The 26,992-nt window shown below is 63.4% G+C and carries 22 protein-coding genes; 17 read left to right on the plus strand and 5 right to left on the minus strand.

Features of this window, described 5'->3' with window-relative positions; all coding sequences use genetic code 11:
• Positions 1–75 precede the first annotated feature (75 nt).
• The 3 genes from BHMPCIPO_RS04885 (at position 76) to BHMPCIPO_RS04895 (ending at position 5,103) form a co-directional block, all read left to right on the plus strand.
• The gene (locus BHMPCIPO_RS04885; RefSeq protein ID WP_173515723.1) at positions 76–783 is read left to right on the plus strand and encodes a glutathione binding-like protein; all 708 of its coding nucleotides are present in this window, start codon (positions 76–78) and stop codon (positions 781–783) included.
• 89 nt (positions 784–872) lie between these two features.
• Entirely contained in the window at positions 873–2,096 is a 1,224-nt protein-coding gene (locus BHMPCIPO_RS04890) for an NAD(P)/FAD-dependent oxidoreductase (protein ID WP_173515724.1), read from the plus strand.
• Between the two features lie 208 nt (positions 2,097–2,304).
• Entirely contained in the window at positions 2,305–5,103 is a 2,799-nt protein-coding gene (locus BHMPCIPO_RS04895) for a bifunctional diguanylate cyclase/phosphodiesterase (protein ID WP_173515725.1), read from the plus strand.
• 111 nt (positions 5,104–5,214) lie between these two features.
• Here the strand turns inward: BHMPCIPO_RS04895 and BHMPCIPO_RS04900 are convergent, their stop codons facing one another.
• From BHMPCIPO_RS04900 to groES, 3 genes are all read right to left on the minus strand, one after another.
• Entirely contained in the window at positions 5,215–5,664 is a 450-nt protein-coding gene (locus BHMPCIPO_RS04900; RefSeq protein ID WP_173515726.1) for a hypothetical protein, read from the minus strand.
• A 626-nt stretch (positions 5,665–6,290) separates the two neighbouring features.
• On the minus strand, positions 6,291–7,928 hold the full coding sequence (gene groL, locus BHMPCIPO_RS04905) for a chaperonin GroEL (protein ID WP_066875142.1): 1,638 nt from the start codon (positions 7,926–7,928) through the stop codon (positions 6,291–6,293).
• An 81-nt stretch (positions 7,929–8,009) separates the two neighbouring features.
• A complete protein-coding gene (gene groES, locus BHMPCIPO_RS04910) occupies positions 8,010–8,306 on the minus strand; it encodes a co-chaperone GroES (protein ID WP_012706990.1) in 297 nt (98 codons plus the stop codon).
• 237 nt (positions 8,307–8,543) lie between these two features.
• On the opposite strand from groES, the gene BHMPCIPO_RS04915 reads away from it, so the two are divergent.
• The 5 genes from BHMPCIPO_RS04915 to BHMPCIPO_RS04935 all read left to right on the plus strand — a co-directional run bounded on the left by BHMPCIPO_RS04915 (position 8,544) and on the right by BHMPCIPO_RS04935 (position 14,785).
• On the plus strand, positions 8,544–9,392 hold the full coding sequence (locus BHMPCIPO_RS04915) for a TIGR01459 family HAD-type hydrolase (RefSeq protein WP_173515727.1): 849 nt from the start codon (positions 8,544–8,546) through the stop codon (positions 9,390–9,392).
• 13 nt (positions 9,393–9,405) lie between these two features.
• Complete coding sequence (locus BHMPCIPO_RS04920; RefSeq protein WP_173515728.1) at positions 9,406–10,392, plus strand: bifunctional riboflavin kinase/FAD synthetase; 987 nt, start codon at positions 9,406–9,408, stop codon at positions 10,390–10,392.
• A 241-nt stretch (positions 10,393–10,633) separates the two neighbouring features.
• The gene (gene ileS, locus BHMPCIPO_RS04925; RefSeq protein ID WP_173515729.1) at positions 10,634–13,543 is read left to right on the plus strand and encodes an isoleucine--tRNA ligase; all 2,910 of its coding nucleotides are present in this window, start codon (positions 10,634–10,636) and stop codon (positions 13,541–13,543) included.
• A gap of 127 nt (positions 13,544–13,670) precedes the next feature.
• On the plus strand, positions 13,671–14,291 hold the full coding sequence (locus tag BHMPCIPO_RS04930; RefSeq protein ID WP_173515730.1) for a hypothetical protein: 621 nt from the start codon (positions 13,671–13,673) through the stop codon (positions 14,289–14,291).
• Between the two features lie 14 nt (positions 14,292–14,305).
• Positions 14,306–14,785 carry a GNAT family N-acetyltransferase gene (locus BHMPCIPO_RS04935; RefSeq protein WP_173515731.1) on the plus strand — a complete coding sequence of 160 codons (480 nt, stop codon included), beginning with the start codon at positions 14,306–14,308 and terminating at the stop codon, positions 14,783–14,785.
• A 51-nt stretch (positions 14,786–14,836) separates the two neighbouring features.
• Here BHMPCIPO_RS04935 and BHMPCIPO_RS04940 read toward each other — a convergent pair whose 3' ends face one another.
• Positions 14,837–15,286: a nucleoside deaminase gene (locus BHMPCIPO_RS04940; protein WP_173515732.1), complete on the minus strand. Its 450-nt coding sequence runs from the start codon at positions 15,284–15,286 to the stop codon at positions 14,837–14,839.
• A 73-nt stretch (positions 15,287–15,359) separates the two neighbouring features.
• On the opposite strand from BHMPCIPO_RS04940, the gene BHMPCIPO_RS04945 reads away from it, so the two are divergent.
• The 3 genes from BHMPCIPO_RS04945 to BHMPCIPO_RS04955 all read left to right on the plus strand — a co-directional run bounded on the left by BHMPCIPO_RS04945 (position 15,360) and on the right by BHMPCIPO_RS04955 (position 18,937).
• Complete coding sequence (locus BHMPCIPO_RS04945; RefSeq protein ID WP_173515733.1) at positions 15,360–17,303, plus strand: pseudouridine synthase; 1,944 nt, start codon at positions 15,360–15,362, stop codon at positions 17,301–17,303.
• A 6-nt stretch (positions 17,304–17,309) separates the two neighbouring features.
• Positions 17,310–17,870 (plus strand): 16S rRNA (guanine(966)-N(2))-methyltransferase RsmD, encoded by a 561-nt coding sequence (rsmD, locus tag BHMPCIPO_RS04950; protein ID WP_173515734.1) that lies wholly within the window; start codon positions 17,310–17,312, stop codon positions 17,868–17,870.
• Between the two features lie 188 nt (positions 17,871–18,058).
• Positions 18,059–18,937, plus strand: a complete 879-nt coding sequence (locus BHMPCIPO_RS04955) for a patatin-like phospholipase family protein (protein ID WP_173515735.1) — start codon at positions 18,059–18,061, stop codon at positions 18,935–18,937.
• A 40-nt stretch (positions 18,938–18,977) separates the two neighbouring features.
• On the opposite strand, the gene BHMPCIPO_RS04960 is transcribed toward BHMPCIPO_RS04955, so the two are convergent.
• Positions 18,978–20,816, minus strand: a complete 1,839-nt coding sequence (locus BHMPCIPO_RS04960) for a monovalent cation:proton antiporter-2 (CPA2) family protein (protein ID WP_173515736.1) — start codon at positions 20,814–20,816, stop codon at positions 18,978–18,980.
• 148 nt (positions 20,817–20,964) lie between these two features.
• Here BHMPCIPO_RS04960 and BHMPCIPO_RS04965 point away from each other — a divergent pair, with 148 nt between their 5' ends.
• From BHMPCIPO_RS04965 to BHMPCIPO_RS04990, 6 genes are all read left to right on the plus strand, one after another.
• Entirely contained in the window at positions 20,965–22,311 is a 1,347-nt protein-coding gene (locus BHMPCIPO_RS04965) for a TldD/PmbA family protein (RefSeq protein WP_173515737.1), read from the plus strand.
• Positions 22,312–22,367: 56 nt separating this feature from the next.
• Positions 22,368–23,489 (plus strand): IS630 family transposase, encoded by a 1,122-nt coding sequence (locus BHMPCIPO_RS04970; protein WP_173515064.1) that lies wholly within the window; start codon positions 22,368–22,370, stop codon positions 23,487–23,489.
• 144 nt (positions 23,490–23,633) lie between these two features.
• The gene (locus BHMPCIPO_RS04975; RefSeq protein ID WP_173515738.1) at positions 23,634–24,449 is read left to right on the plus strand and encodes a 3'(2'),5'-bisphosphate nucleotidase CysQ; all 816 of its coding nucleotides are present in this window, start codon (positions 23,634–23,636) and stop codon (positions 24,447–24,449) included.
• A gap of 61 nt (positions 24,450–24,510) precedes the next feature.
• A complete protein-coding gene (locus BHMPCIPO_RS04980; protein ID WP_173515739.1) occupies positions 24,511–24,747 on the plus strand; it encodes a DUF4170 domain-containing protein in 237 nt (78 codons plus the stop codon).
• A 91-nt stretch (positions 24,748–24,838) separates the two neighbouring features.
• Positions 24,839–26,152 carry a lipid IV(A) 3-deoxy-D-manno-octulosonic acid transferase gene (gene waaA / locus BHMPCIPO_RS04985; protein ID WP_173515740.1) on the plus strand — a complete coding sequence of 438 codons (1,314 nt, stop codon included), beginning with the start codon at positions 24,839–24,841 and terminating at the stop codon, positions 26,150–26,152.
• Between the two features lie 25 nt (positions 26,153–26,177).
• Positions 26,178–26,882, plus strand: coding sequence for an HAD family hydrolase (locus BHMPCIPO_RS04990; protein WP_173515741.1), 705 nt, complete (start codon positions 26,178–26,180; stop codon positions 26,880–26,882).
• Positions 26,883–26,992 lie beyond the last annotated feature (110 nt).

The following is a 26,992-nucleotide window of genomic DNA, read 5'->3' on the forward strand; positions in this document are numbered from 1 at the left end:
CCCCTCCGTTCCTATGTAAGTCGCGCCGACGGCATCTCCGCCGTTCCTCCCGCCATTCCGTTCCAGGAGACCTTCATGGCCGATCTTTCCGCCTTCCCGATCACCAAGCGCTGGCCGGCGAAAAACCCCGATATCATCCAGCTTTATTCGCTGCCGACGCCGAATGGCGTGAAAGTCTCGATCGCGCTCGAAGAGTTGGGCCTCGCCTATGAGCCGCACCGGATCGCCTTCGATGCCAACGAGCAGAAATCGCCGGAGTTCGTCTCGCTCAACCCGAATGGTCGCATCCCGGCGATCATTGATCCCAATGGTCCGGACGGAAAGCCGATCGGCCTCTTCGAGTCCGGCGCGATCCTGATCTATCTGGCGGAAAAGACCGGCAAGCTGCTGCCGGCCGATGCGGCCGGTCGTTACGAGACCATCTGCTGGGTGATGTTCCAGATGGGTGGCATCGGCCCGATGCTCGGCCAGTTCGGCCATTTCTTCAAGTTTGCCGCCGACAAGGTCGCCAACAATTCCTATCCCGTCGAGCGCTACCGCGACGAATCGAAGCGTCTTCTCGGCGTGCTCGAAGCGCGCCTTGAGAGACGGCAATGGCTGATGGGTGACGATTACACGATCGCCGACATCGCCACCTACCCGTGGGTCGAAGGCGCACGCAGGTTCTATGGCGGTGCCGAGGTTCTCGATTACAAGAGCTTTCCGAACGTGATGGCCTGGGTCGAGCGCGGCCTGTCGCGCCCGGCGGCTCTGAAGGGCATGGAAGTGCCGCGCAAGGAATAACAACAACCATCGCCTTGTGCTCGAGTTGACGAAGCTCGGGCGCAGGGCTAGGCCTTGCTGTACAGACGAATAAGAAGCAGGTGAGAAGCGTGTCGGGAAGGCTTGTTGTTGTCGGTGGCGGTCAGGCCGCCTTTGCCCTGGTTGCCAAGCTGCGTGCCCTGAAGGACGAGCGGCCGATCACCATCGTCGCCGCCGAAGCGAGCCTGCCCTACCAACGTCCGCCGCTTTCCAAGAAGTATCTGCTGCGCGAATTGAGCCTCGACCGGCTGCTCTACCGGCCGGAGGCCTGGTACGGCGAACACAATGTCGACATCCGCCTCGAAACGACCGTGACCAGACTCGATCGTGCCGGCAAGCTCGTGACGCTCAGCGACGGGACCTCGCTCGAATACGAGGTGCTGGCCTTTGCCACCGGCGCGACGCCGCGCCGGCTGCCGGCTTCGGTCGGCGGCGATCTCGAAGGCGTGTTCGTCGTGCGCGACTTCAAGGATGCGGATCGCCTTGCCGAGGAGATGACGCCCGGCCGGCGTGCCCTCGTCGTCGGCGGCGGTTACATCGGTCTCGAGGCGGCGGCCGTCGCCCGAACCTCAGGGCTCGAAGTCACGGTCATCGAAATGGCCGACCGCATCCTACAGCGCGTCGCTTCCTCCGCGACCTCGGGCATCGTCCGCGAAATCCACCGCTCGCGCGGCGTCGATGTTCGCGAGGGAACCGGCCTCAATCGCCTCGTCGGAAAAAATGGCCGGGTGACCGCGGCGGAACTCTCCGACGGATCGGTCTTGCCGGTCGATGTCGTCATCGTCGGCATTGGCGTCACTGCCAATGATCGCCTGGCACACGACGCCGGGCTCGAGACTGCGGGCGGCATCGTCGTCGACGCCTTCGGGCGAACCGCCGACCCGGCGATTTTCGCCATGGGCGATTGCGCCGTCATGCCCTGGGACGGCCAGCGTATCCGCTTGGAATCGGTGCAGAATGCTGTCGACCAGGCGGAAGCCGTGGCGGCAATCCTCGCCGGCAGCGAACACCCCTATGACCCCAAGCCGTGGTTCTGGTCGGATCAGTACGACGTCAAGCTGCAGATCGCCGGCCTCGGTCTCGGCCATGACGAAACGATCGTCAGACCCGGTCAGCGCGAGGGCAGCGTGTCGGTCTGGTACTTCAAGCAGGGGCGCTTGATCGCGGTCGACGCGATCAATGACGCCAAGGCCTATGTGACCGGCAAGAAGCTGCTTGAAGCCGGCATCAACCCTGATCGGGCCGTCATTGCCGACCCACAATCGGACCTCAAGGCGCTGCTGTCTCAGGCGTAGGGCCACGCTTGGCGGCGGTCCGCATCCGGAACAGCCTTGAGGCGGTCCAGTTCAGTTTTCGTTAACGACGAAAGGACTGTTTTTCCTCGCAATTGCGGGGCCGACTTGCGATTTATCAATTCCTTAAGTCACCAGACGCCAACAGAGGTCGCTTAACGGGAGGCGGGAGGTCTCGTTTCCCCAGCGGTTTTTGATTTAGGCGATTGCGATGTTCAAGGTCCTTACATGCCTCGTTGTGGAGCATAATCCGAAGCTGGTCGCGTTGGCGGCGCTCATATGCTTCCTGTCCAGCTACGGTGCGGTGACGCTGTTGCAGCGCGCCCGGGGATCATCCGGCAAGGCGCGGACGATCTGGGCGGTGGCGGCAGGCATTGCCAGCGGCTTCGGTATCTGGGCCACGCATTTCATCGCCATGCTGGCCTACGATCCCGGTGTCGTCCTCGGCTATCAGATGGATCTGACCGCCCTGTCGTTGGCTATCGCGATCGTGCTGACCACGACGGCGCTACTGATCGCGACCCGTCTACAGGATCGACTGGCCTGGATTGCCGGTGGTCTGGTGCTCGGCGCCGGCGTTGCCTGCATGCATTTCCTCGGCATGGCGGCCCTCGACGTGCCCGGCAACCTGCGCTGGGACGCCACGCTCGTTGTCGCTTCGATCATGCTCGGCTCGCTGTTCGACATCGGTGCGTTGCGGACGATTGCCTGTGTCCGCAAGCCGCAGAAGGCGAAGATCACCGCGACGCTCCTGATGACGCTCGGCATCGTCGCTTTGCATTTCACCGCCATGGGCGCCGTGACGATCGAAGTCGGTCTTATCACTACGCCCCTTGAAGGCATGATCCAGCCGCATCTGCTCGCCTTCGTCATTGCCGGAACCGCCTTCTTCCTTCTGTCCCTGGTGCTGGTTGCGGCCGGCTTTGCCCATCATGCCGAGCTCTCCGCCGCCGCCGCCGAACGGGAATTCACGCGCTTCGTCCGCAGCGTGAAGGACTACGCCATCTATATGCTCGACGTCGATGGCCGTGTGGCGAGCTGGAATGCCGGTGCCGAGGCCAACAAGGGCTATGCGGCCGAGGACATCATCGGCAAGAATTTCGCCTGCTTCTATTCCGAAGGCGATCAGCGCAACGGCCTGCCGCGCCGCGCGCTCGAGGCTGCGGTGGCCGAGGGCAAGTTTGAGAGCGAGGGCTGGCGCTATCGCAAGGACGGCTCACGCTTCTGGGCCCATGTAGTGATCGACCCGTTCCTTGACGAAGACGGCAAGCATGCCGGCTTCATCAAGATCGTCAAGGACACCACCAAGGCGAAGGCCGATGCCGATCGCATCGCCGAGGTCAGCAACAACCTCGATGTCGCACTCGAAAACATGTCGCAAGGTATCTGCCTGTTCGACAATGGTGATCGGCTGCTGCTATCGAACCGGCGCTGCCGCGAGATCTTCGGCTTTTCCGAGACGCTCGCCGGCAAAGGGCTTACCTTCCGCGAGATTCTCGACATCGTCTTCGCCCGCATTTACGCCGAGCCCGAAATTGCGCGGGCCAAGGCCGAGGAAGTCTATCAGAAGCACCGGATCGAAATGGTCGGCAAGGGCGGGGGCGACATCGTCGAAAAGCTGGCGAACGGCCGCTCGATCCTGACCAAGCATCGCACCCTTCCCGATGGCGGCTGGGTCAGTACCTACGAGGACATCACCGAGCGGTTGGACACCGAAGAGCAGATCACCTTCCTCGCCCGTCACGATAGCCTGACCGGCTTGCCGAACCGGCTCCAGTTCAACAGCTACCTCGAAGAAGAGCTGGATGCGGCGGCCTGGTTCAACCGCCAGGTTGCCGTCATCGGCATCGACCTCAACAAGTTCAAGGAAGTCAACGACCTGCATGGCCATGCCGCCGGCGATTTCGTTCTGGTGACGATTGCCCAGCGCGTGAAGGGGCTGCTGCAGGAGGGCGAGTTCGTAGCGCGCCTCGGCGGCGACGAGTTCGCTGCGGTGAAGCGTTTCGAGGAACTGGCCGAGCTCAACGACTTCCTGCGCCGTATCGAAAAGAGCCTGCACGAGGAAATGCGCTTCGGCGATTTCGAGCTGAAGTCCGGCGGCAGCATGGGTGTCGCCATCTATCCTCAGGATGCGGAGACGGCAGATACGCTGATCAACAATGCCGACCTTGCGATGTACCGGGCGAAGGCCGCGCTCAACCAGACGGTCTGCTTCTACGAGGTCTCGATGGACGAGGCTGCGCGCCAGCGCCGTGCGCTCGCCAACGATCTCTGGGATGCCGTCGACAAGAAGCAGCTTGCCTTGCACTACCAGGTGCAGAAGTCGGTGATGACCGGCACCGTCATCGGCTACGAAGTGCTGCTCCGCTGGCATCATCCCGAACGCGGAATGGTACCGCCGAACGAGTTCATCCCGCTCGCAGAGGAGTGCGGCGCGATCCTGCCGATCGGCGAATGGGTGCTGCGTGAAGCCTGCCGCGAGGCCGCGGGCTGGGCGAGCATCCACAAGATTGCCGTCAACCTGTCGCCGGTCCAACTCGCCAATGGCGACATCGTCAGCCTGGTGCAGGACGTGCTTGCCGAAACCGGGCTCGACCCGAACCGGCTGGAGCTCGAAATCACGGAATCGACGATCATCGACGACAAGGAGCGCGCGCTGCTGACGCTGCGTCAGATCAAGGAGCTCGGCGTCACGATCGCGATCGACGATTTCGGCACTGGATACTCCTCGCTCGAAACGTTGCGGTCGTTCCCCTTCGACAAGATCAAGCTCGACAAGAGCTTCATGTGGGAGGTTGAGGGCAGTCCGCAGGCCAAGGCGATCGTTCGCGCCATCCTGGCGCTCGGTCAGAGCCTGTCCGTGCCGGTTCTTGCCGAGGGTGTCGAGACGCAGAAGCAGCTCGATATCCTGCAGGCGGAAGGCTGCGACGAGGCACAGGGTTACCTGCTCGGACGCCCGGCCCCGATAACGCTTCTGTTCAGCGGCGACGACGAGGCGGCCGCCGCCTGATCGGGCGGCACATCGCCAAGGTCGCGCCTGCGGCGAGCGCTGATCGCGCACCGATTTTGCGGGGATTTCACGCCTTGTCGACGCCAACCGTCGGCAGGGCCAAGGCCTGCGCTATTGCCGCAGCAAGGTCCGGCCGGCACCTTCCACCAGAAAGCGCGGGAAGAAGAAGATGCCCGTGATCGTGCCGGAATAACGCTGTTCGAGGCCTGAGGATTCGCCGATGCAGAACAGGGGCTGTTTCTGGCCGTGTTCTTCGAGCGCGATCGTTGTCGAAAAGCAGAAGGAGGAGCAGCTTGTCGCCGCCTGCTCGAAAAGCTCGAGCACGTGGTTGCGGTCGGCCGGATCGTAGCAGCGCACGAAGTTGAGCAGGCCGCATTCGCCGTCGCGAAGGCCGTGGATGGCGGCAGCCTTTTCACCAAGCCGGAACAGGCCGGTGGACAAGTCGCCCGACCATCCCTCCGACGCGCAGAACTGTTGCAGGAACTCATGGTGCGGCAGATCGAGGTCCGGCCGTCCCGGAGAGCCGAGGGGAACGGAATTTGCTCTCGTGATCTTGAACACGGTCTACCCCAGCAGCATTCTTGAGCGCCTCATCGACGCCTCAAGAAAACACGTCCCATTGTGCAAATCACGCCCGCCATCGACCAATAGGGAAGCGCACGCCACTGACCGTGGGCGCTTCACCACTCGAAGGTCGCGAGATAGTATGAAGCTCTCCGACGAAGTGATTTCGCTGGAGAGGGCGGCTAAATTTGCGATTAAATACTTATGCTAATCGTGATTTTCTCGAAGAGATTCCGGATACACGGTTAATACGAAAAAGCTTAAGCGATTGGCCGCCCGCCTTGATCCGCTATCCAGTCTCCTGTGAATCTCCGTTCACTTGGGGCGCTGTTATAGTTCGTTTTTTTTCGACTTCAACGGTTTTTTGAAGCCCGACTACAACCGGTAGAGTTTTTGTGCCCGCAGCTCGGCTGAAGGGTTCTTCGCCGAACAATGGTATTGATAAAAAACAAGAAAGGCGACCCGAGGGCCGCCTTTCCGATCCAGATGGATCAATGCCGTGAAAGGCTTACGCCTTTATCACATCATGTCCATGCCGCCCGTTCAGCGCGCTTGACGCGCTGAACCGCTTTAAGTGCATGGGCGAAGCTTTATGGACGATGCTGTGAAAGGCTTACGCCTTATCACATCATGTCCATGCCGCCCATGCCGCCCATGCCGCCCGGCATTGCCGGAGCGTCCTTCTTAGGCAGCTCGGCGATCATGGCTTCGGTGGTGATCAGCAGCGAGGCAACCGAAGCTGCGTCCTGCAGAGCGGTGCGAACGACCTTGACCGGGTCGATGATGCCCATGGCAATCATGTCGCCATATTCACCGGTCTGAGCGTTGTAGCCGAAGTCGTCGGTGTTCTTCTCAAGGATCTTGCCGACAACGATCGAAGCTTCGTCACCAGCATTTTCAGCGATCTGGCGAGCCGGAGCCTGGAGAGCGCGGCGAACGATGTTGACACCAGCTTCCTGGTCGTCGTTTTCGCCCTTGGCCGTGATCTTGACGGAAGAGCGCAGTAGGGCAACGCCGCCGCCCGGTACGATGCCTTCCTGAACGGCAGCGCGCGTCGCGTTGAGGGCGTCGTCGATGCGGTCCTTCTTTTCCTTGACTTCGACTTCCGTTGCACCGCCGACGCGGATGACGGCAACGCCGCCAGCGAGCTTGGCAAGACGCTCCTGCAGCTTCTCGCGGTCGTAGTCGGAAGTGGTTTCTTCGATCTGGGCCTTGATCTGGGCAACGCGGCCTTCGATGTCGGCCTTCTGGCCGGCGCCGTCGACGATCGTCGTGTTTTCCTTGGAGATCGAAACCTTCTTCGCACGGCCGAGCATGTCGAGCGTGACGTTTTCGAGCTTGATGCCGAGGTCTTCGGAGATGACCGTGCCGCCCGTCAGGATGGCGATGTCTTCGAGCATGGCCTTGCGGCGATCGCCGAAGCCCGGAGCCTTGACGGCAGCGATCTTCAGGCCGCCGCGCAGCTTGTTGACGACGAGCGTTGCGAGAGCTTCGCCTTCGACGTCTTCAGCGATGATGAGGAGCGGCTTGCCGGTCTGAACGACGGCTTCGAGAACCGGGAGCATGGCCTGGAGGTTCGAGAGCTTCTTCTCGTGGAGGAGAATGAAGGCGTCTTCGAGGTCGGCGACCATCTTTTCCGGGTTGGTGACGAAGTAGGGCGACAGGTAGCCGCGGTCGAACTGCATGCCTTCGACGACTTCGAGTTCGGTTTCGGCGGTCTTGGCTTCTTCAACCGTGATGACGCCTTCGTTGCCGACCTTCTGCATTGCTTCGGCAATGTCGAGACCGATCTGCTTTTCACCGTTTGCGGAGATCGTGCCGACCTGGGCAACTTCGTCCGAGGTGTTGATCTTCTTGGCCTTGGCGAGCAGGTCCTTGACGACTTCTGCAACGGCGAGGTCGATGCCGCGCTTCAGGTCCATCGGGTTCATGCCGGCGGCAACGGCCTTGGCGCCTTCGCGAACGATTGCCTGGGCGAGAACGGTAGCGGTGGTGGTGCCGTCGCCTGCGATGTCGTTGGTCTTCGAAGCGACTTCGCGGACCATCTGGGCGCCCATGTTCTCGAACTTGTCTTCGAGTTCGATTTCCTTGGCGACCGAAACGCCGTCCTTGGTGATGCGCGGTGCGCCGAAGGACTTGTCGATAACGACGTTACGACCCTTCGGGCCGAGCGTTACCTTCACTGCGTCGGCGAGGATGTCGACGCCGCGCAGCATCTTTTCACGCGCGGTGCGGCCGAACTTGACTTCTTTAGCTGCCATTTTGAAAGCTCCTGTTGTCGAAATTCCGGGCAAGGCCCGGTTTCAAACGGGGGAAGAATTGGGAAGGCGGGTATCGGCCGATCAGCCGATGATGCCCATGATGTCGGCTTCCTTCATGATCAGAAGGTCTTCGCCGTTGATCTTGACTTCGGTGCCCGACCACTTGCCGAACAGGACACGGTCGCCAGCCTTGACGTCGAGCGGAACAACCTTGCCGCTTTCGTCACGAGCACCCGAGCCGACTGCCACGATTTCGCCTTCTTGGGGCTTTTCCTTGGCGGTGTCCGGAATGATGATGCCGCCCTTGGTCTTCTCTTCAGACTCGACGCGACGAACGACGACGCGGTCGTGCAGCGGGCGGAAATTGGTGCTTGCCATTAGTCTAATCCCTCGATCAAATGACATTACGGATCGCTGACCGATCCGACGGATGAGTGTTAGCACTCTCTTTTGTCGAGTGCCAGCGACGCCGAGATAAGGCTCGGTCTGGAACGAGTCAAGGATTGGCCCTTAGATTTTTTGCCCGGGAAGGGTTCCCTTTTTCCAACGGCGACACTTGTATTCTTGTGCCTTCCTTGCCATGCAAGCCGGAAACCGTGTTTGCAGGAAGCCAGGATGGCCGCAAGGATCAACAGTTTTCGGGAAATCGCCGGACGCTACGACGTCGTGCTGTGCGATGTCTGGGGTGTTCTTCACAATGGCGTGCAGGCCTTCGCTTCCGCCTGCGAGGCGTTGGCCGAGGCGCGCGCCGCCGGCCTGACGGTGGTGCTGATCACCAATTCGCCCCGTCCGCATCCGGGTGTGAAAATCCAGATCCGCGGTCTCGGCGTTCCCGACGAAGCCTATGACCGGATCGTGACCTCGGGTGACGTGACGCGGGCGCTGATCGCCGCCGCCGACAAGAAGATCTTCTTCATCGGCGCCGAGCGCGACTTGCCGCTGCTCGAAGGTCTCGGAACGCAGATCGTGTCGTCGGAAGACGCTGAGACGGTCGTCTGCGCCGGCTTCTATGACGACGAGACCGAAACGCCGGAGCATTACCGTGCGACGCTGACGGGCCTCGCCAAGCGCAAGATCCCGTTCATCTGTGCCAATCCCGATCTCGTCGTCGAGCGCGGCCACAGGCTGATCCCTTGCGCCGGCGCAATCGCCAAGCTCTATGAGGAGTTGGGCGGCGAGGCCCGGATCGCCGGCAAGCCCTATATCGCCATCTACCGTGCGGCGCTGACCGAGGCGAAGGCCGTGCGCGGCGCGCTTGACCTGTCGCGCGTGATCGCCATTGGCGACGGCATGCCGACGGACGTCAAGGGTGCCCAGGATGCTGGCTTCGATCTGCTCTACATCAGCGCCGGCATCCACGCCCAGGAATACATGAACGAAAGCCGGACCGACGAGGCGAAGCTCGCCGCCTTCCTGAAGAAGGAGGGCGCCTCGCCGAAGTATTGGATGCCGCGGCTCGCCTGACGGGAAGACGGAGATGACGGTTTTTCATCGCAACGAGACCCGTGATCCGCTTCCGGAGCATCTGCGCGGCGGCGTCGTCGCGATCGGTAACTTCGACGGCGTGCACCGCGGTCATCAGTCGGTGCTCAATCGAGCACTGGAAGAGGCGAAAGCGCGCGGTGTGCCGGCGCTGGTCCTGACCTTCGAGCCGCATCCGCGGACCGTGTTCCGTCCGGAAACCCCGGTCTTCCGGCTGACGCCGGCGCCGTTGAAGGCCCGTATCCTCGAAGGCATGGGGTTCGGCGCCGTCATCGAATATCCGTTCGATCGCACCTTCTCTCAGCTTTCGGCATCGGATTTCATTCACCGCATCCTGCTCGAATGGCTGCACGCCTCGCATGTCGTCACCGGCTTCGACTTCCATTTCGGCAAGGGTCGCGAGGGCGGCCCCGCCTTCCTGATGGCCGCCGGCGGTGACAACGGTTTTGGCGTGACGCTCGTCGATGCCTTCCGCGACGAAAATGCATCAGTCATCTCGTCGAGCTATATCCGCTCGCTGCTCGGCGAAGGCGATGTCTCGCAGGCTGCCGGCATGCTCGGCTATCGCTACCTCGTCGAGGCGGAAGTGATCGGCGGCAAGAAGCTCGGCCGCGATCTTGGCTTTCCCACCGCCAATATGCGGCTCGCGCCCGAGGTGGAACTCAGGCCGGGCATCTACGCGGTGCGCTTCCGCCGGGCCGACGGTTCGCTCTATGACGGTGTCGCAAGCTTCGGGCGCCGCCCGACGGTCGACAGCGATGGCGAGCCCTTGCTCGAAACCTTCGTCTTCGACTTTTCGGGCGATCTCTATGGCGAGATCTGTACGGTCACCTTCTTCGGCCACCTGCGCGACGAGCTGAAGTTCGACGGGCTCGATCCGCTGGTGGCGCAGATCCGTCAGGACGAGGCCGAGGCGCGCGCGCTGCTCTCCGGTGTGCAGCCGCTCGGCGACATCGACCGCAGGCTCAACTTCGCCCGATAAATTTCGGCATTGGTGTCGTGGCGGACCTTTTCAAAAGGCGGAAAACGCCTTAAACAACCGGCCACTATGACCCGGCACCGTCGATTGATCATCGATCAGCGAATTATTGGCCCGGCCTTCCGCGCGCTTTAGTCAGCCGGAAGGTCCGGGATTTCGGCGTTTCCGACGCCCCAGTCATCTCTCGATACCGAGCCCATTGCGTATGCGCGACCCTTCGCGCGAAGAAGCGATTGCAAAGACCATGACCGACACCGCTGAAAAGATCGACTATTCCTCGACCCTCTACCTGCCGCAGACGGAGTTCCCGATGCGCGCTGGCCTGCCGCAGAAGGAGCCGGAAACGGTGGCCCGCTGGCAGAAGATGGGCCTCTACAAGAAGCTGCGCGCCTCGGCCGCCGGCCGCGACAAGTTCGTGCTGCACGACGGCCCTCCCTATGCCAACGGCAACATCCATATCGGCCACGCACTCAACAAGATCCTCAAGGACGTCATCAACCGCTCGTTCCAGATGCGCGGCTTCGACGCCAACTACGTGCCCGGCTGGGACTGCCACGGTCTGCCGATCGAGTGGAAGATCGAAGAGAAGTACCGCGAGAAGGGCCAGAACAAGGACGAGGTCCCGGTCAACGAGTTCCGCAAGGAATGCCGTGACTTCGCCTCCGGTTGGATCCAGGTCCAGGCCGAGGAGTTCAAGCGCCTCGGCATCGAGGGCGACTTCGACAATCCCTACACGACGATGAACTTCCACGCCGAAGCGCGCATCGCCGGCGAACTGATGAAGATCGCCAAGCTCGGCCAGCTCTATCGCGGCTCGAAGCCGGTCATGTGGTCGGTCGTCGAGCGCACCGCGCTTGCCGAAGCCGAAGTCGAATATGCCGATGTCGAAAGCGACATGATCTGGGTGAAGTTCCCGGTCACCGAAGGTCCGGACGCGCTCTCCGGCGCCTTCGTCGTGATCTGGACGACCACGCCCTGGACCATCCCGGGCAACCGCGCCATTGCCTATTCCTCGCGCTACGCCTACGGCCTCTATGAAGTCGCGACCGCCGAGAACGACTTCGGCCCACAGCCGGGCGAGAAGCTGATCTTCGCCAAGCGCCTTGCGGACGAATCCGCGGCCAAGGCGAAGCTCACCTTCAATTTCGTTCGCGATCTCGAAGCCGATGAACTGTCGTCCGTGACCTGCGCCCATCCGCTGCATGGTCTCGGCGGCGGCTACGCCTTCAAGGTGCCGCTGCTCGACGGCGACCACGTCACCGACGATGCCGGCACCGGTTTCGTGCACACGGCCCCGGGCCACGGCCGCGAGGACTTTGACGCCTGGATGGACAGCGCCCGTGCGCTCGAAGCCCGCGGCATTTCCTCGGCGATCCCGTTCACGGTCGACGACGCCGGCTACTTCACCGCGGACGCCCATGGCTTCGGCCCCGACGCCGAAGGCGGCGCCGGCCGCGTCATCGACGACAAGGGCAAGAAGGGCGACGCCAACGATCGCGTCATCAAGGCGCTGATCGCCCGTCACGCGCTGTTCGCGCGCGGTCGTCTGAAGCACTCCTATCCGCATTCCTGGCGTTCGAAGAAGCCGGTTATTTTCCGCAACACGCCGCAATGGTTCGTCTACATGGACAAGGCGTTCGGCGATGGCACGACGCTGCGCTCGCGTGCGCTCTCGGCGATCGACGATACCCGTTTCGTTCCCGGCGCCGGCCAGAACCGCCTGCGCGCGATGATCGAGGGACGCCCGGACTGGGTTCTCTCGCGCCAGCGCGCCTGGGGCGTGCCGATCGCGATCTTCGCTGACGACCAGGGCGAGATCCTGATCGACGAGGCCGTCAACGCCCGCATCCTCGAAGCCTTCGAGAAGGAAGGTGCCGATGCCTGGTTTGCCGAGGGCGCCAAGGACCGCTTCCTGGGCAAGGATCACGACCACGCCAAGTGGCACCAGGTCATGGACATCCTCGACGTGTGGTTCGATTCCGGTTCGACCCATACCTTCACGCTCGAAGACCGCCCGGACCTGAAGTGGCCGGCCGACGTCTATCTCGAAGGGTCGGACCAGCATCGCGGCTGGTTCCATTCCTCGCTGCTCGAGGCCTGTGCGACGCGCGGCCGCGCGCCCTACAACGCCGTCGTCACCCATGGTTTCACCATGGATGAGAAGGGCGAGAAGATGTCGAAGTCCAAGGGCAACACCGTCACGCCGCAGGAGGTGATGAAGGATGCCGGCGCCGACATCCTGCGCTTGTGGGTGATGACGACGGACTATTGGGAAGATCAGCGTCTCGGCAAGACGATCATCCAGACCAACATCGACGCCTATCGCAAGCTGCGCAACACGATCCGCTGGATGCTCGGCACGCTCGCCCACGACAAGGGCGAGGAGATCGCCTATGCCGAAATGCCGGAACTCGAAAGGTTGATGCTACATCGCCTGGCGGAGCTCGATCAGCTCGTGCGCGAAGGCTACGATGCTTTCGACTTCAAGAAGATCGCTCGCGCGCTGATCGATTTCTCGAACGTCGAACTCTCGGCCTTCTACTTCGACGTTCGCAAGGACGCGCTCTATTGCGACGCGCCGTCGAGCCTGCGTCGTCGGTCGGCGCTCGCGGTCATCCGCAAGCTCTTCGACTGCCTCGTGCTGTGGCTGGCGCCGATGCTGCCCTTCACCACGGAAGAAGCCTGGCTGTCGCGCAAGCCCGATGCGGTTTCGGTGCACCTCGAACAGTTCCCGGCGATCCCGGCGGAATGGAAGAACGATGCGCTCGAAGCCAAGTGGGACAAGATCCGTGCGGTCCGCACCGTCGTCACCGGCGCGCTCGAGATCGAGCGCAAGGACAAGCGCATCGGTTCGTCGCTGGAAGCGGCACCGGTCGTCCACGTCGCCGATCCGGAGCTTTTGAAGGCGCTGGAAGGTCAGGACTTCGCCGAGATCTGCATCACCTCGGCCATCGTGATCGAAGCCACCGAAGGCCCTGCGGATGCATTCCGCCTCGCCGACGTGGCCAAGGTGAGCGTCGTGCCGAAGCTCGCCGAAGGTCAGAAATGCGCCCGTTCCTGGCGGATCACGACCGATGTCGGTTCCGACCCGCTCTACCCGGACGTGTCGGCCCGTGACGCCGCGGCCCTGCGTGAACTTGGTTTCAAGGCTTAACGCATTGTTACCGGATGAATTGCACTCGTTGCGTTCATCCGGTAAAACCTGCCCGAAATTTGGCGGATTTCTCCGCCATGGGCGCTTGAGTGGCCGCGCGGACCGGTGGCCGGCTGGAAGGAATCTCATGGAAATGACGCGAGAGTTGCGAGTGTTTGCCAGCGTGGCCGCCATTTTGACGAGCGGCCTCGTGCTTTCGGGCTGCATCGGCGGCCCCACCTACGGCACGGACAAGACCGCTGGCGAACAACTCATGGACGACCTCGGCAGCGTCGCCAGCTTCGGCCCGCCGAAGCGTGATCCGGTCAAGTATCAGCCGCGCCCAGGTCTCGTTCTGCCGCCGTCGGCGCAGCAGACCGCTCTCGTCGAGCCGCAGAAGTCTCTCGCCAGCCGTGAGGCCAACCCGGAATGGGTCGAGTCTCCGGAGGAAGTTCGCAATCGTCTGCGCGAAGAAGCCGACGCGAACAAGAACAACCCGAACTACGTTTCGCCGCTCGCCAAGGCCAGCGCCAACGGCCGCCGGCTCTCGGCCAAGGAGCAGCAGGAGGCCTATCGTGAGGCGCGCAAGATCGAGATGGGCGCCTATTCCGACAAGCGCCGTTTCCTGAGCGATCCGCCGCTAGAATACCGCCGCCTGCCGGAGGGCACCGAGACCGATCTCGGCGAGCCGGAGAAGGACAAGGAGCGCCGCCGCAAGAAGGAGGCGCAGATCAAGAATTCTGGTACCAAGTGGTACTGGCCCTTCTAAGCTGCGCATAAGCCATGACGATCACCATTCGCGATGCTCGCCCGGAAGACGCGGAGACCATCCTGCGCTTCATCACCGAACTTGCCGTCTACGAGAAGGAGCCTGACGCCGTCGAGGCGACAGTCGAGATGCTGCAGGCCTCGCTCTTCGGCCCGGGCGCCATCACCCGTGCCGTGATCTGCGAGAAGGACGGCAAGCCCGCAGGCTTCGCCATGTGGTTCTACAATTACTCGACCTGGCAGGCGCGCAAGGGCCTCTACCTCGAGGACCTCTACGTCACGCCGGATTGCCGCGGCTCGGGTGCCGGCAAGATGCTGCTGAAGCACCTCGCGAAAATTGCCGTCGAGGAAGGCTGCGGCCGCTTCGAATGGAGCGTGCTCGACTGGAACGAGCCGGCGATCCGGGTCTACGAATCGGTTGGCGCCGAGCCGATGTCCGAATGGACGCGTTACCGGCTGGCCGGCGCGGCCCTCGAAAGCTTCGCGGCCGACTGAGGCGATTTCAAAAAAACTGAAAACGCGAACTCGTGAGAGCCCGGACTGGTCTCACCGCTTGCCGGCGAAGAAGTCCCTGAGGATCTCGGCAGCCTGGCGCTCGGCGAGGCCCGAATAGACGTCAGGCACGTGATGGCAGGTGGGCGAACCGAAGAAGCGCACGCCGCTGTCGACCGCGCCGCCCTTCGGGTCGTCCGCGCCGTAGTAGAGGCGGCGGATGCGGGCGAACGAAATCGCCGCGGCGCACATGGTGCAGGGTTCGAGGGTGACGTAGAGATCGGCGCCCGTCAGCCGCTCGTCCTTGAGCACTGCTGCGGCCTCGCGGATGGCGACGATCTCTGCATGTGCGGTCACGTCGTTGAATTCGCGGGTGCGATTGCCGGCGCGGGAGATGATCTGACCATCGAAAACGACCACGGCGCCGATCGGCACCTCGCCGCGCTCCGCCGCCTTCCTGGCCTCCTCAAGGGCCGCATCCATGAAGCGTGTCGTATCAGTCATCGCTCAAACAATAATTTCTCTTAACCCACGGGCCGCGACCTGATAGGACAGCCGCAAAAGGCAGGCAACACAAATGACATCCAAAGACAAGCCCACGCGGCCTGGCGGCAAGTCCGCCGGCCGGGACAAGAAACCGCATTTCGCCGACAAGAAGGCTGGAGCACCGAAAAAGGTTGCCGGCTCGAAGACGTTTGGCGCCAAGACCTCCGGGCCGAAGGCTTCCGGCGCCAAGTCTGGCGCTTCGCGTCCGGCCAGGGAGCGCCCGAACGCGGCTGCTCCAGGTATCGACGAACCGCAGCGCATCTCCAAGATCCTGGCACGTGCCGGTGTCGCCTCGCGCCGCGATGTCGAGCGCATGATCATGGAAGGTCGCATCAAGCTCAACGGCGTCATTCTCGACACGCCGGTCGTCAACGCGACGCTTGCCGATGCGATCGAAGTCGATGGCCAGCCGATCCGCGGCATCGAGCGCACCCGCCTCTGGCTCTATCACAAGCCGGCCGGCCTGGTGACCACCAATGCCGATCCGGAAGGACGCCCGACCGTATTCGACAACCTGCCCGACGAGCTGCCGCGCGTCCTGTCGATCGGCCGCCTCGACATCAACACCGAAGGCCTGTTGCTCTTGACCAACGACGGTGGTCTGGCCCGCGTGCTCGAGCTGCCTTCGACGGGATGGCTGCGCCGCTATCGCGTGCGCGCCCACGGCGACGTCGATCAGGCGGCGCTTGACCGGTTGAAGGACGGCATCGCCGTCGACGGTGTGCTCTACGGCGCGATCGAGGCGACGCTGGACCGGGTCCAGGGTTCGAACGTCTGGATCACAATGGGGCTGCGCGAGGGCAAGAACCGCGAAATCAAGAACGTGCTTGGCGCACTCGGTCTCGACGTCAACCGCCTCATCCGCATTTCCTATGGCCCCTTCCAGCTCGGCGAATTGCCGGAGGGACATGTCCAGGAAATCCGTGGCCGCACGTTGCGTGACCAGCTTGGACCGCGCCTGATCGAGGATGCCAAGGCGAATTTCGACGCGCCGCTCTACAACGACCAGGCGGCCACGACCGCGCGGGACCTGCACGAAGAGGACGAACCCGAGCAGCGCAAGAGCAGCCGTTGGGAAAAACCGGAGGACAAGCGCGAACGTGCTCTGGCACGGCTCGACACGCGCCGCGACGATCGCCGTGACGGCAAGCGTGGCGGCCGTGATCGTGACGACCGTGACAGCAAGTTCGAAGATCGGCCGAAACGTGCGCCGGCTACGCGTGCGCGCACCGCCAATGTCTGGATGGCGCCTGGCGCCCGTCCGCTGGCCGAGAAGAAGCCGAAATCCGTTGACGGCGAAGCCACCGAGAAGCCCGTCCGTCGCGAGCGTCCGGAAGGCGCGCCGAAGACCAAGCGCTATGGCCGCAACAAGGACGGACTGGCAACGAAGACAACGAGCAAATTCGATCCCGACCGCAAGGGCGGCGCCAGGGATTTTGCACGCGCCGACAAGCCGGCCCGCCCATTCGTCAAGAGCCGCGACGAGGACGGCGAGTGGATCAGCGCCGCAGAACCGGTTCGTCATCGCGATGAGGGCAGGGATGGCGGCTTCGGTCGCCGCCGTTCGGTCGAAGGCGGCGAGCGCAATTCGCGCGATCACGGCGATCGCCCGCCGCGCCGCGAGGGTGGTGATCGGCCGCGCGGCGACCGTCCGGCCAGAGCCGAAGGTGGTGAGCGCAGCCGCTTCGACAAGCCGCGCTCGCCGCGTGGCGACCGTCCGGCCCGGGCAGAAGGTGGTGAACGCGTTCGTTCCGACCGGCCGCGCGCACCGCGTGCCGAGGGCGATCGTCCCTTCGGCGACAAGCCGCGTGGAAAGCCGTTTGGGGGAAAACCCTCCGGTGGTAAGCCGGCAGGTGGCAAGTCCTTCGGCGCACGGTCTGGCGCACCCCGCGGCGGCAAGCCTGGGGGCAAGCCCGGCGGTCGGCCTGGTGGCGCCCGTCCTGGCGGTGGCAAGCCGCGCGGCAAGGGGAACTAACGGGTCGTGCGTATCGTCGGTGGAGAGTTTCGTGGCCGCAGCCTGGCCACGCCCAAGTCCAACGATATCCGCCCGACCACGGACCGGACGCGCGAAAGCCTGTTCAACATCCTGAGCCATTCCTATCCGGAAGCGCTCGACGGCACCCGTGTGCTCGACCTTTTCGCGGGCACTGGCGCTGTTGGCTTCGAGGCCCTTTCACGGGGGTGCCGTCAGGCACTCTTCGTCGAACAGGGCGTCGAGGGCAGGGGACTGCTGCAGACGAACATCGAGACGCTCGGCCTGCAAGGACGGGCGAAGGTTTTCCGGCGTGACGCGACGAACCTCGGCGCCGTCGGCACGATGGAGCCGTTCCATCTCGTCTTCGCCGATCCGCCCTATGCGAAGGGCCTCGGCGAGAAGGCGCTGGAATCTGCCGCCGTCGGCAACTGGCTCGTCCCCGATGCACTGGTGATCCTCGAAGAGCGGGCGGACGTCCAGCCGGCGCCTGCGGCCGTTTTCGAGCGTCTCGACGTCAGAGTCTTCGGCGATACCCGCATGCATTTCTATCGCTTCCGCGGCGCCTGACCGTCATATTTTCGATTTCCTTGCGAAGATAGGCTGTCGCCGACCATGCAAGCTTCCTTATCCCGCTTATAGCGCCGCGCGTCTTCTGTGACGCACCCATGGTCGCTGTAAGGTTTCGGTCTGCTGCATAATTTTGCCCTCAAATCGATTTCGACTTAGGAAAAGATGCAGAAGCGGAGAACATGCCGATGAAGCAGGATCTTTCGATGAAGGGGGCGGCGCAGGCGGCCAGCCAGCCGACGGTCGCGCTGGCGCTGGGTGGCGGTGGCGCACGGGGGCTTGCGCATATTCACGTCATCGAAACCCTGGATGAACTGGGCATTCGCCCGGTAGCGATCGCCGGCTCCTCCATCGGTGCGATCATGGGCGCCGGCATGGCCGCCGGCATGCGCGGTGAAGAGATCAGGGCCCACACGCTTTCGACCGTCGGCCATCGCCGCGAGGTCGTCAATCGGCTCTGGCAGTTGCGGCCGTCGAGCCTTTCCGAGGCGGTTGCGAACGGTTTTCGCTTCGGGCAATTCAATGTCGAGCGCGTTCTCAGGGCGTTTCTGCCGGAGGCCATTCCGCCGAAGTTCTCGGATCTCGGCATTCCGCTCAAGGTGGTCGCCACCGACTATTACGGCCAGACCGAGCATGTCTGCGAAAGGGGTGATCTGTGGCAGGCGCTGGCGGCCTCCGCGGCCCTGCCTGCGATCTTCATCCCGGTGAAGATCGGCGGGCGCGTGATGATCGACGGCGGTATCTACAACCCCATCCCCTTCGATCATTTGCGCGGCCTGGCCGACATCGTCATCGCCGTCGATGTCGTCGGTGGTCCTGATGGCGATGGCAAGACGATCCCGAGCCGCATCGACAGCCTGTTCGGCGCGAGCCAGCTGATGATGCAATCGATCATCGCGATGAAGCTCAAGGAGGGCGCGCCGGATATCCTGCTGCGCCCGGATGTCGGCCGCTACCGGGTAATGGATTTCCTGCGGGCCAAGGACGTGCTGAACGGAACCGTCGCGATCAAGGATCAGTTGAAGCGGGCCCTCGACGAACGGATGCGAGCACCGAAGCTCGGCTGAGCTCCGACCATTGACGGCCGCACGGTCGGTACAGGCGCGACTACGCGCTCTCGCGCTCGTCCGCAGGAAGCCCCGGCAGGATCCGTTCGCCCGTCTCCTGGGAGTGATCGACCTCGCGCTTCGGCTTGACCAGCGGTTCTGGCCTGACGGGACGCGAATGCAGCATGTCGCGACCGGCGGTAATGCCTTCGGCCTCCTGCAGCACGAGACGTGCTTCGTCGCGCTTGCGGATATCGTCCATGATCGCGATCGCCTCGTCGTCACCGACTCCCAGCGCCTCCAGCGACTTGCGGCCGAACAGCAGGCCGGACTCGAAGGTTTCGCGCAGTTCGTAGTCGACGCCTTTGGCGCGCAGCTCCAGCGTATGCAGCCGGTCGTAGGAGCGGGCGAAGATGCGGGCGTTCGGATACTCCGACTGCACGAGGTCGATGATGTGGTCGGTCGTTTCCTTCTTCTGCGTGCAGACGGCGACGATCTTTGCCCGCTCGATGCCAGCGGCGCGCAGCACGTCGAGCCGGGTGCCGTCGCCGAAGTAAATGCGGAAGCCGAAGGTCGCGGCCTGGCGCACGCGGGCGGCGGAATGGTCGATGATCGTCACGTCGCGGCCGCCGGCGAGCAGGATCTGCGCGGCGATCTGGCCGAAGCGGGAGAAGCCGATCATCAACACGTCGGCGCCGGCGCCCTCGAAGTCTTCGTCGATCTCCTCGTCCAGTTCGTCCTGCTCGCGCATCAGCTTCGGCGCCAGCATCGAAGCCAGCGGCGTCAGCGCCATCGACAGCGTCACGATCGCGACGAGCAGCGAGGCGTCGCCATCGGAGAAGACACCGGCGCTGGCTGCTGCCGTGAACAGCACGAAGCCGAATTCGCCGCCCTGCGGCAGGAGCAGGCTGATGCGCACCGCGTCGTTGTGGTGCGCTCCGGTGAGCCGGCAGAGCCAGTAGAGCACGAGGCTCTTCAACGCCATCAAGAGCGGCACCGCAGCGATGATCAACTGGTAGCGCTCGACGATGACGCCGAGTTCCAGCGACAGGCCGACCGCCATGAAAAAGAGTGCCTGCAGGATACCGCGAAACGGTTCGATATCCGCTTCGAGTTCATGGCGATAGGAGGATTCCGCCAAGAGCACGCCCGCGAGGAAGGCTCCCATGGCCATCGAAAGTCCGGCGAGCTGCATCATGGTCGCCGCGCCCATGACGACGAGCAGGGCGGCCGCGATCATGACGTCGCGGGCGCCCGTGCGGCCGATGATCTGGAACAGGGGATTCACGAGGTAGCGGCCGGCAGCGAAGAGAACGATGATCGCGGTTGTGGCGATTGCGAAATCCTCGAGCGGCGGCGTCGTATCCTCGGGCGCCTGCGCCGCCAGAAGCGGGATCAGCGCCAGCAGCGGCACGATCGCCAGATCCTGCAGCAGAAGAATGGAGAATGATCGCTGACCGTAGCGCGTGTTGCGGTCGTTGCCTTCGTCGAGGATCTGCATCGCAAAGGCGGTCGACGACAGGGCCAGGCCGAAGCCGGCAATGATGCTGCCGCCCTGGCCGAGGAGCCCGAAGGCATAGATGATGGACGAGAGCACGATGCCGGTCAGCACCACCTGCGCCGTGCCGAGGCCGAAGATATCGCGCCGCATCTGCCAGAGGCGCGACGGTTTCAGTTCGAGGCCGATGATGAACAACAGGAACACGACGCCGAGTTCCGAGACATGCAGGATGATCTGCTCGCCCTCGGTGATGCTCTGGGCGACCGGACCGATGAGCACGCCGGCGCAGAGATAGCCGAGGATGGTGCCGAGGCCGAGCCGCTTGAAGATTGGTGCGGCCAACACTGCGCCGCCAAGCAGCATCAGCGCTTGAGAGTAGATGATCGGTGTCGTTGCCATGCCTGCGGCTTTCACTATTGGAGCACCCGGCCCCCGACGGGGGAGCTTTCGAGAGCGGTCATTTGCGGTGTATGGGCGGGAATCGGGCCGATGCCCTTGATGCCTGCGTCACTGCACAATAAATGGGGCAGGAATGAAAGGCTACATCATGTCAGACACGATCGATTCTGCCGACCTCGAAAAACGCGCCTCGGAACTCGTGGACCTCGCCCGCAAGGCCGGCGCGGATGCGGCGGATGCGGTGGTGGTACGCGGGCGCTCCCGCTCCGTCTCCGTACGCCTCGGCAAGGTCGAAGCGACCGAAGCCTCCGAAAGCGATGATTTCTCCCTTCGCGTTTTCGTCGGGCGGCGCGTCGCCAGCGTCTCGGCCAATCCGGGCTTCGATCTGAAGCTGCTCGCCGAGCGCGCCGTCGCCATGGCCAAGGCCTCGCCGGAGGATCCTTTCGCCTCGCTCGCCGATGCGGACCAATTGGCAAAGTCCTATCCGGACCTCGATCTCTTCGACCCGACCGCGGTTTCCACGGAATCATTGACGGAGGCGGCATTGGCCGCCGAAGAGGCGGCACTTTCGGTCTCGGGCGTCACCAATTCCAGCGGCGCCGGCGCCTCGGCCGGCATGGGCGGTCTGGTGCTCGTCACCTCGCATGGTTTCTCCGGTTCCTACATGGCGACGCGTTTCGGTTGCTCCGTCAGTGCGATTGCCGGCGAAGGCACGAAGATGGAGCGCGACTACGATTTCGACAGCCGCCTCTATGTTGGCGATCTGCGGCCGGCCGAGGAGATTGGCCGCCTTGCCGGCGAGCGCGCGGTGGCACGCCTCAATCCGCGCCAAGTGCCGACGGCCAAGAATGTCACCGTCGTCTTCGATCCGCGCATGGCGCGGGGCTTCGTCGGCCATCTGGCAGGCGCCATCAACGGCGCATCGGTCGCCCGCAAGACGAGCTTCCTGCGTGACCGGATGGGCAAGCAGATCATGAAGGCGGGCCTTTCCGTCACCGACGATCCGCTGATCGTGCGCGGCGCCTCCTCGCGCCCCTTCGACGGCGAGGGCGTCAGCGGCTCGAAGCTCGCGATGGTCGAAGATGGCGTGCTGAAGCACTGGTTCCTGTCGACATCGGCCGCCGCCGAACTCGGCCTCAAGACCAACGGCCGCGGTGTGCGCGGCGGCCCGACGGTCAATCCGGCCTCGACCAACCTGGCGCTCGAGCCGGGTTCGATCTCGCGTGAGGATCTGATCCGCGATGTCGGCACCGGCTTCTACGTCACCGAACTGATCGGCCAGGGCGTGAACATGGTGACCGGCGAATACAGCCGCGGCGCCTCCGGCTTCTGGATCGAGAACGGCGAACTCTCGTATGCCGTCTCCGAGGTCACGATCGCGTCCAATCTCAAGGACATGTTCATGGCGTTGACGCCCGCAGACGACATCGATCGCAAATTCGGTGTTGCGGCGCCGACGCTTGCCATCGAGGGCATGACGCTTGCGGGTCTCTAGTGTCCTGATCGATAAATTTGTGCGATCATTTTCCCTGTTTGAGAAGGGGATGATCGATGGGCAAAGCGGCGGTTGCGATTGTCTTGACGGGTGAGGAGCGCGGTGAACTGGAGACATTGGTTCGCCGCCGCGGCACGGCGCAGGGCCTGGCGCGGCGGGCCCAGATCGTGCTGATGGCCGCGGACGGCGTTGAGAACAAGGAGATTGCCACGCGGCTTGGCACGATGCCGAACACGGTGGCCAAATGGCGACGGCGTTTCGCCGAGCAGCGGCTCGATGGGCTTTACGACGAGCCGCGTCCCGGCGCGCCGCGCCAGATCGGCGACGAAGAGATCGCCGAGACGATCCGGTTGACGCTGGAGACGACACCGCCGGACGCCACCCACTGGAGCCTGCGTTCGATGGCACGGGCGGTCGGACATGCGCCCTCGACGATCCATCGCATCTGGACGGCCTTCGGGCTGCAGCCGCATCGCGCCGAAAGTTTCAAGCTGTCTTCGGATGCGCTATTCGTCGAGAAGGTGCGCGACATTGTCGGCCTTTATCTCAACCCGCCCGAGCGGGCGCTGGTGCTCTGCGTCGATGAGAAGAGCCAGATCCAGGCACTCGATCGCAGCCAGCCGGTGTTGCCGATGCGGCCCGGCCAGATCGAGCGGCGCAGCCACGACTACACCCGGCATGGAACACTTTCGCTCTTCGCCGCGCTCGACGCTGCCACCGGCAAGATCATCGGTCGCTGCTTCAAGCGTCACCGCGCGCAGGAATTCCTGAGATTCCTGCGCGAAATCGAAGCCAACGTGCCGCCAGACCTTGATATCCACATCGTCATGGACAACTACGCCACCCACAAGACCAGCGCCATCCGCAGCTTCTTTCTCAAGCGGCCCCGCTGGCACATTCATTTCACCCCGACGGCGGCGTCATGGCTCAACCAGGTCGAGCGCTTCTTTGCCAACCTGACCGAAAAGCAAATCCGGCGCGGCGTGCACCGCTCCACCGCTGAATTGGAGGCGGCAATCACCGCCTATATCGACGCCGTCAACACCGATCCCAAACCGTTCCGATGGACCAAATCGGCAGACGATATCCTCGCCACCATCAAACGCTTTTGCCTGGCAACCCTGCAAATCGCCGATGTGCAAAACAAATCGGCAGAAACTTCTGAATCAGGACACTAGAGCGCCGTGCGATTGCGTCATTTCAAATGGCTGGATCAGCACATTGGTTCACTGAACTGATCTGGAAGCCGAAGGAAAAACGGTGCGGGTGCTCCGCGCCGATCCCGCCTCATGGTATGGAGAGGCGGGCTGACGGGGTCTTGAATGTCTGACACAGCACCATCGGGCGCGGACTGGAAGCCGGATCTCGAGTTGATCCGCGCCGCCGCGGTCGTCGCCGGCGAAACGGCACTCGGTTATTTTGGCAAAGCTCCCGATGTCCGGTGGAAGAACGAAGGCCGCTCGCCGGTCAGCGAAGCGGATCTCGCGGCCAACGACGTACTGAAGACGCGGCTGCTTGCGGCGAGGCCCGGCTACGGCTGGCTGTCGGAAGAGACCGACGATGACGCCAGCCGCCTGATCCGCGAAACGGTCTTCGTCGTCGATCCGATCGACGGCACGCGTGCCTTCATCGCCGGCAAGGAGCTTTGGTGCGTCAGTGTCGCCGTGGTCCATCGGGGACAGCCCGTCGCCGGCGTCCTCTATGCCCCGGCGCTTGACGAACTCTTCGAGGCTGTCGCCGGCGGTAGCGCGCTGAAGAACGGTGCCGCGATCTCGGTGCGTGAGGCAAAGTCCGGGGAAATGCTGCATCTGGCGGCGGCCGAAGACACGGTCGGCAAGCTTCCGCCCCTCTACCGCAAGACCGTCGCGCGCGTGCCGCATGTGCCGTCGCTTGCCTATCGGCTGGCCATGGTTGCCGACGGTCGGATCGACGGTACGCTGGTGAAGAAGAATTCCCATGATTGGGATCTGGCTGCGGCCGATCTCATCCTTGCCCGGGCCGGCGGCGCGCTCGTCGATCTCGACGACCAGCCCTTGTCCTACAACCGCTCCACCGTCGTTCACGGGGTGCTTTGCGCGGCGGCAAAGCCGCTCTTGCCGGGCCTGATCGCCGCATCGCGATCGATGGAGCCCCATTGACCTTTGGGGCCGAATGCCTCAAATCAACGCCCACACCCAAAAAAGAAAAAATGGAATTCCGATGGCTCACGAATCCGAGAAGAAACAACGTCTGCACCTCGTCTTTGGCGGTGAACTCACCACGCTGACGGACGTCCACTTCCGTGACCTGGACAAGCTCGATATCGTCGGCATCTATCCGGACTATGAAAGCGCGCTTGCCGCCTGGAAATCCAAGGCGCAGATGACCGTCGACAACGCTCACATGCGTTATTTCATCGTCCACATGCATCGTCTGCTCGACCCGGAAAACGGCTGATGCCGATGAGGTGGGGATGCGCGGCGCAAACCTGCATGCCAGTCGCCCCTGAGTTTCTCCCGGCCGAGACGGCTGAGGAAGGTGTCTCGTCATGAGCAGCTTTCGCGCGCGCCTGGCGCTCTCCAGCTACCGCTGGATCGGCTCGGCGATCTATCCCCTCGTTTGGTCCTACCTTGCCATTCGCGCGGCGAAGGGCAAGGAGGACCCGGCGCGCCGTCGCGAGCGCTACGGCCATGCCAGCGCACCACGACCGCAGGGCCCGCTCGTCTGGTTTCACGCCGCCAGCGTCGGCGAGACCAATGCGGTCATCCCGCTGATCAAGGAAATCCGTCGGCGCGGCATCAACGTCGTACTGACGACGGGAACGATGACCTCGGCACGTGTCGTCGCCCAGCGCCTGGGAACGAGCGTCATCCACCAATATGTGCCGCTCGATTTCAAGCCGGCGGTCAGCCGTTTCCTGAACTATTGGGAGCCGGATCTCGCAATCATCGCCGAGTCCGAAATCTGGCCGATGACCATCCTGGAGCTGGGCCGGCGCCACATTCCGCAGGTTCTGGTGAACGGTCGCCTGTCCGATCGCACCTTCACCCGGTGGAAGCGGCGGCCGGGGCTGGCTGACGCGCTGTTTGAAAACCTGGCGCTGGTGATCGCCCAATCCGACGTCGATGCGGAGCGCTTCCGCACGCTCGGCGCCCTGCCGGTCATGGTCTCCGGCAACCTGAAAGTCGACACCGATGCCCCGCCGCATGATCCGCAGGCGCTCCGCGAATACGAGCAGCAGATTGGCACGCGCAAGACCTGGGCCGCGATCTCGACCTTCGACGGCGAGGAGAACGCTGCCGGCGTCGTGCATCGCGCGCTGAAGGAACGGACCGGCCTCCTGACGATCGTCGTGCCGCGCCATCCCGAGCGTAGCGATGCGATCGAGGCGGCGCTGACGGCCAAGGGCCTGAAGGTCGCCCGCCGCACGCGGCGCGATCCGCTGACGCCGGATGTCGACATCTTCCTCGGTGACACCATCGGCGAAATGGGCCTCTACCTTCGCCTGACCGAAGTCGCCTTTGTCGGCCGCTCGCTCTTTGCCGAAGGCGGCCAGAACCCGCTGGAGCCGGCGATGCTCGGCTGTGCGATCCTGTCCGGCGGCAACGTCCAGAATTTTCGCGAGACCTATCAGACGCTGGCGAAGAACGGCAGCGCCAAGATCGTGCGCGACGTCGAGATGCTGGCGAAGGGCGTCAACTATCTGCTCGCCAACGACGACATGCGTCGCTCGATGATCGATGCCGGCCTCGAAACCGTGCAAGAGATGCGTGGTGCCCTGTCGGCGACGATGAAGGGGCTAGAGCCCTACATCAATCCGCTCATCGTCAAGGCGCGGCTCAATCCCCCGACCGAAAGCTGACACAAGCAGGAGGCGACCTCTCATCATGACCGCATCCAAAGCCATCGCCGGTATCCTGTTCGACAAGGATGGAACCCTGCTCGACTACGCCAAGAGCTGGGTGCCGGTGAACTATGAGCTGGCGCGGATTGCGGCAAAGGGTGACGAGGCGCTGGCTCGCACGTTGCTGAAAGCGGGCGGCATGGATGCCGATACCGGCCATGTGCTGCCCGACAGCCTGCTTGCGGCCGGCAACACGGTCGAGATCGCGACCGGTTTCGTGGGCGCGGGCGCGCCTTTCACGGTGGAGGATCTCACAACCCTGTTCGACAGCCTGTTCGCGCGCTCGGCGGAATATGCCGTCCCCGTCACTGATCTTGGCACCTTCTTCGCCGGTCTGCATGCCAAGGGCTATCGTCTTGGAGTCGCCTCCAGCGACAACGAAAAATCGATCCGCGAGACCGCAAGGCGCTTCGGCTTTGATGGATACCTGCATTATGTGGCGGGTTATGACAGCGGCTACGGCGTCAAGCCGGAGCCCGGCATGGTGCTCGGTTTTTGCGCCGCAACGGGCCTTGAGCCGCATCAGGTCGTTGTCGTCGGCGACAACAATCACGACATGCACATGGGCCGCAGTGCCAGCGTCGGCATGACGGTCGCGGTGCTGACCGGAACCGGTTCACGCCAATCGCTCGCCGCAGCCTCGGACCATTGCCTCGCCGACATCACCGAGCTTGAGGCCGTGCTCTAGCCGAAATGCCAGCAAACGCATGAGGCGGGCCGGCTGAAGCCGGCTGCATCCCATCCATAGCTTGCGTTTTTTCACATTCTGACGTTTTTTGGGGCAATCCGTCGGCTTGC

It is taken from the genome of Ensifer sesbaniae (assembly GCF_013283665.1).
Classification (GTDB): Bacteria; Pseudomonadota; Alphaproteobacteria; order Rhizobiales; family Rhizobiaceae; genus Ensifer; species Ensifer sesbaniae.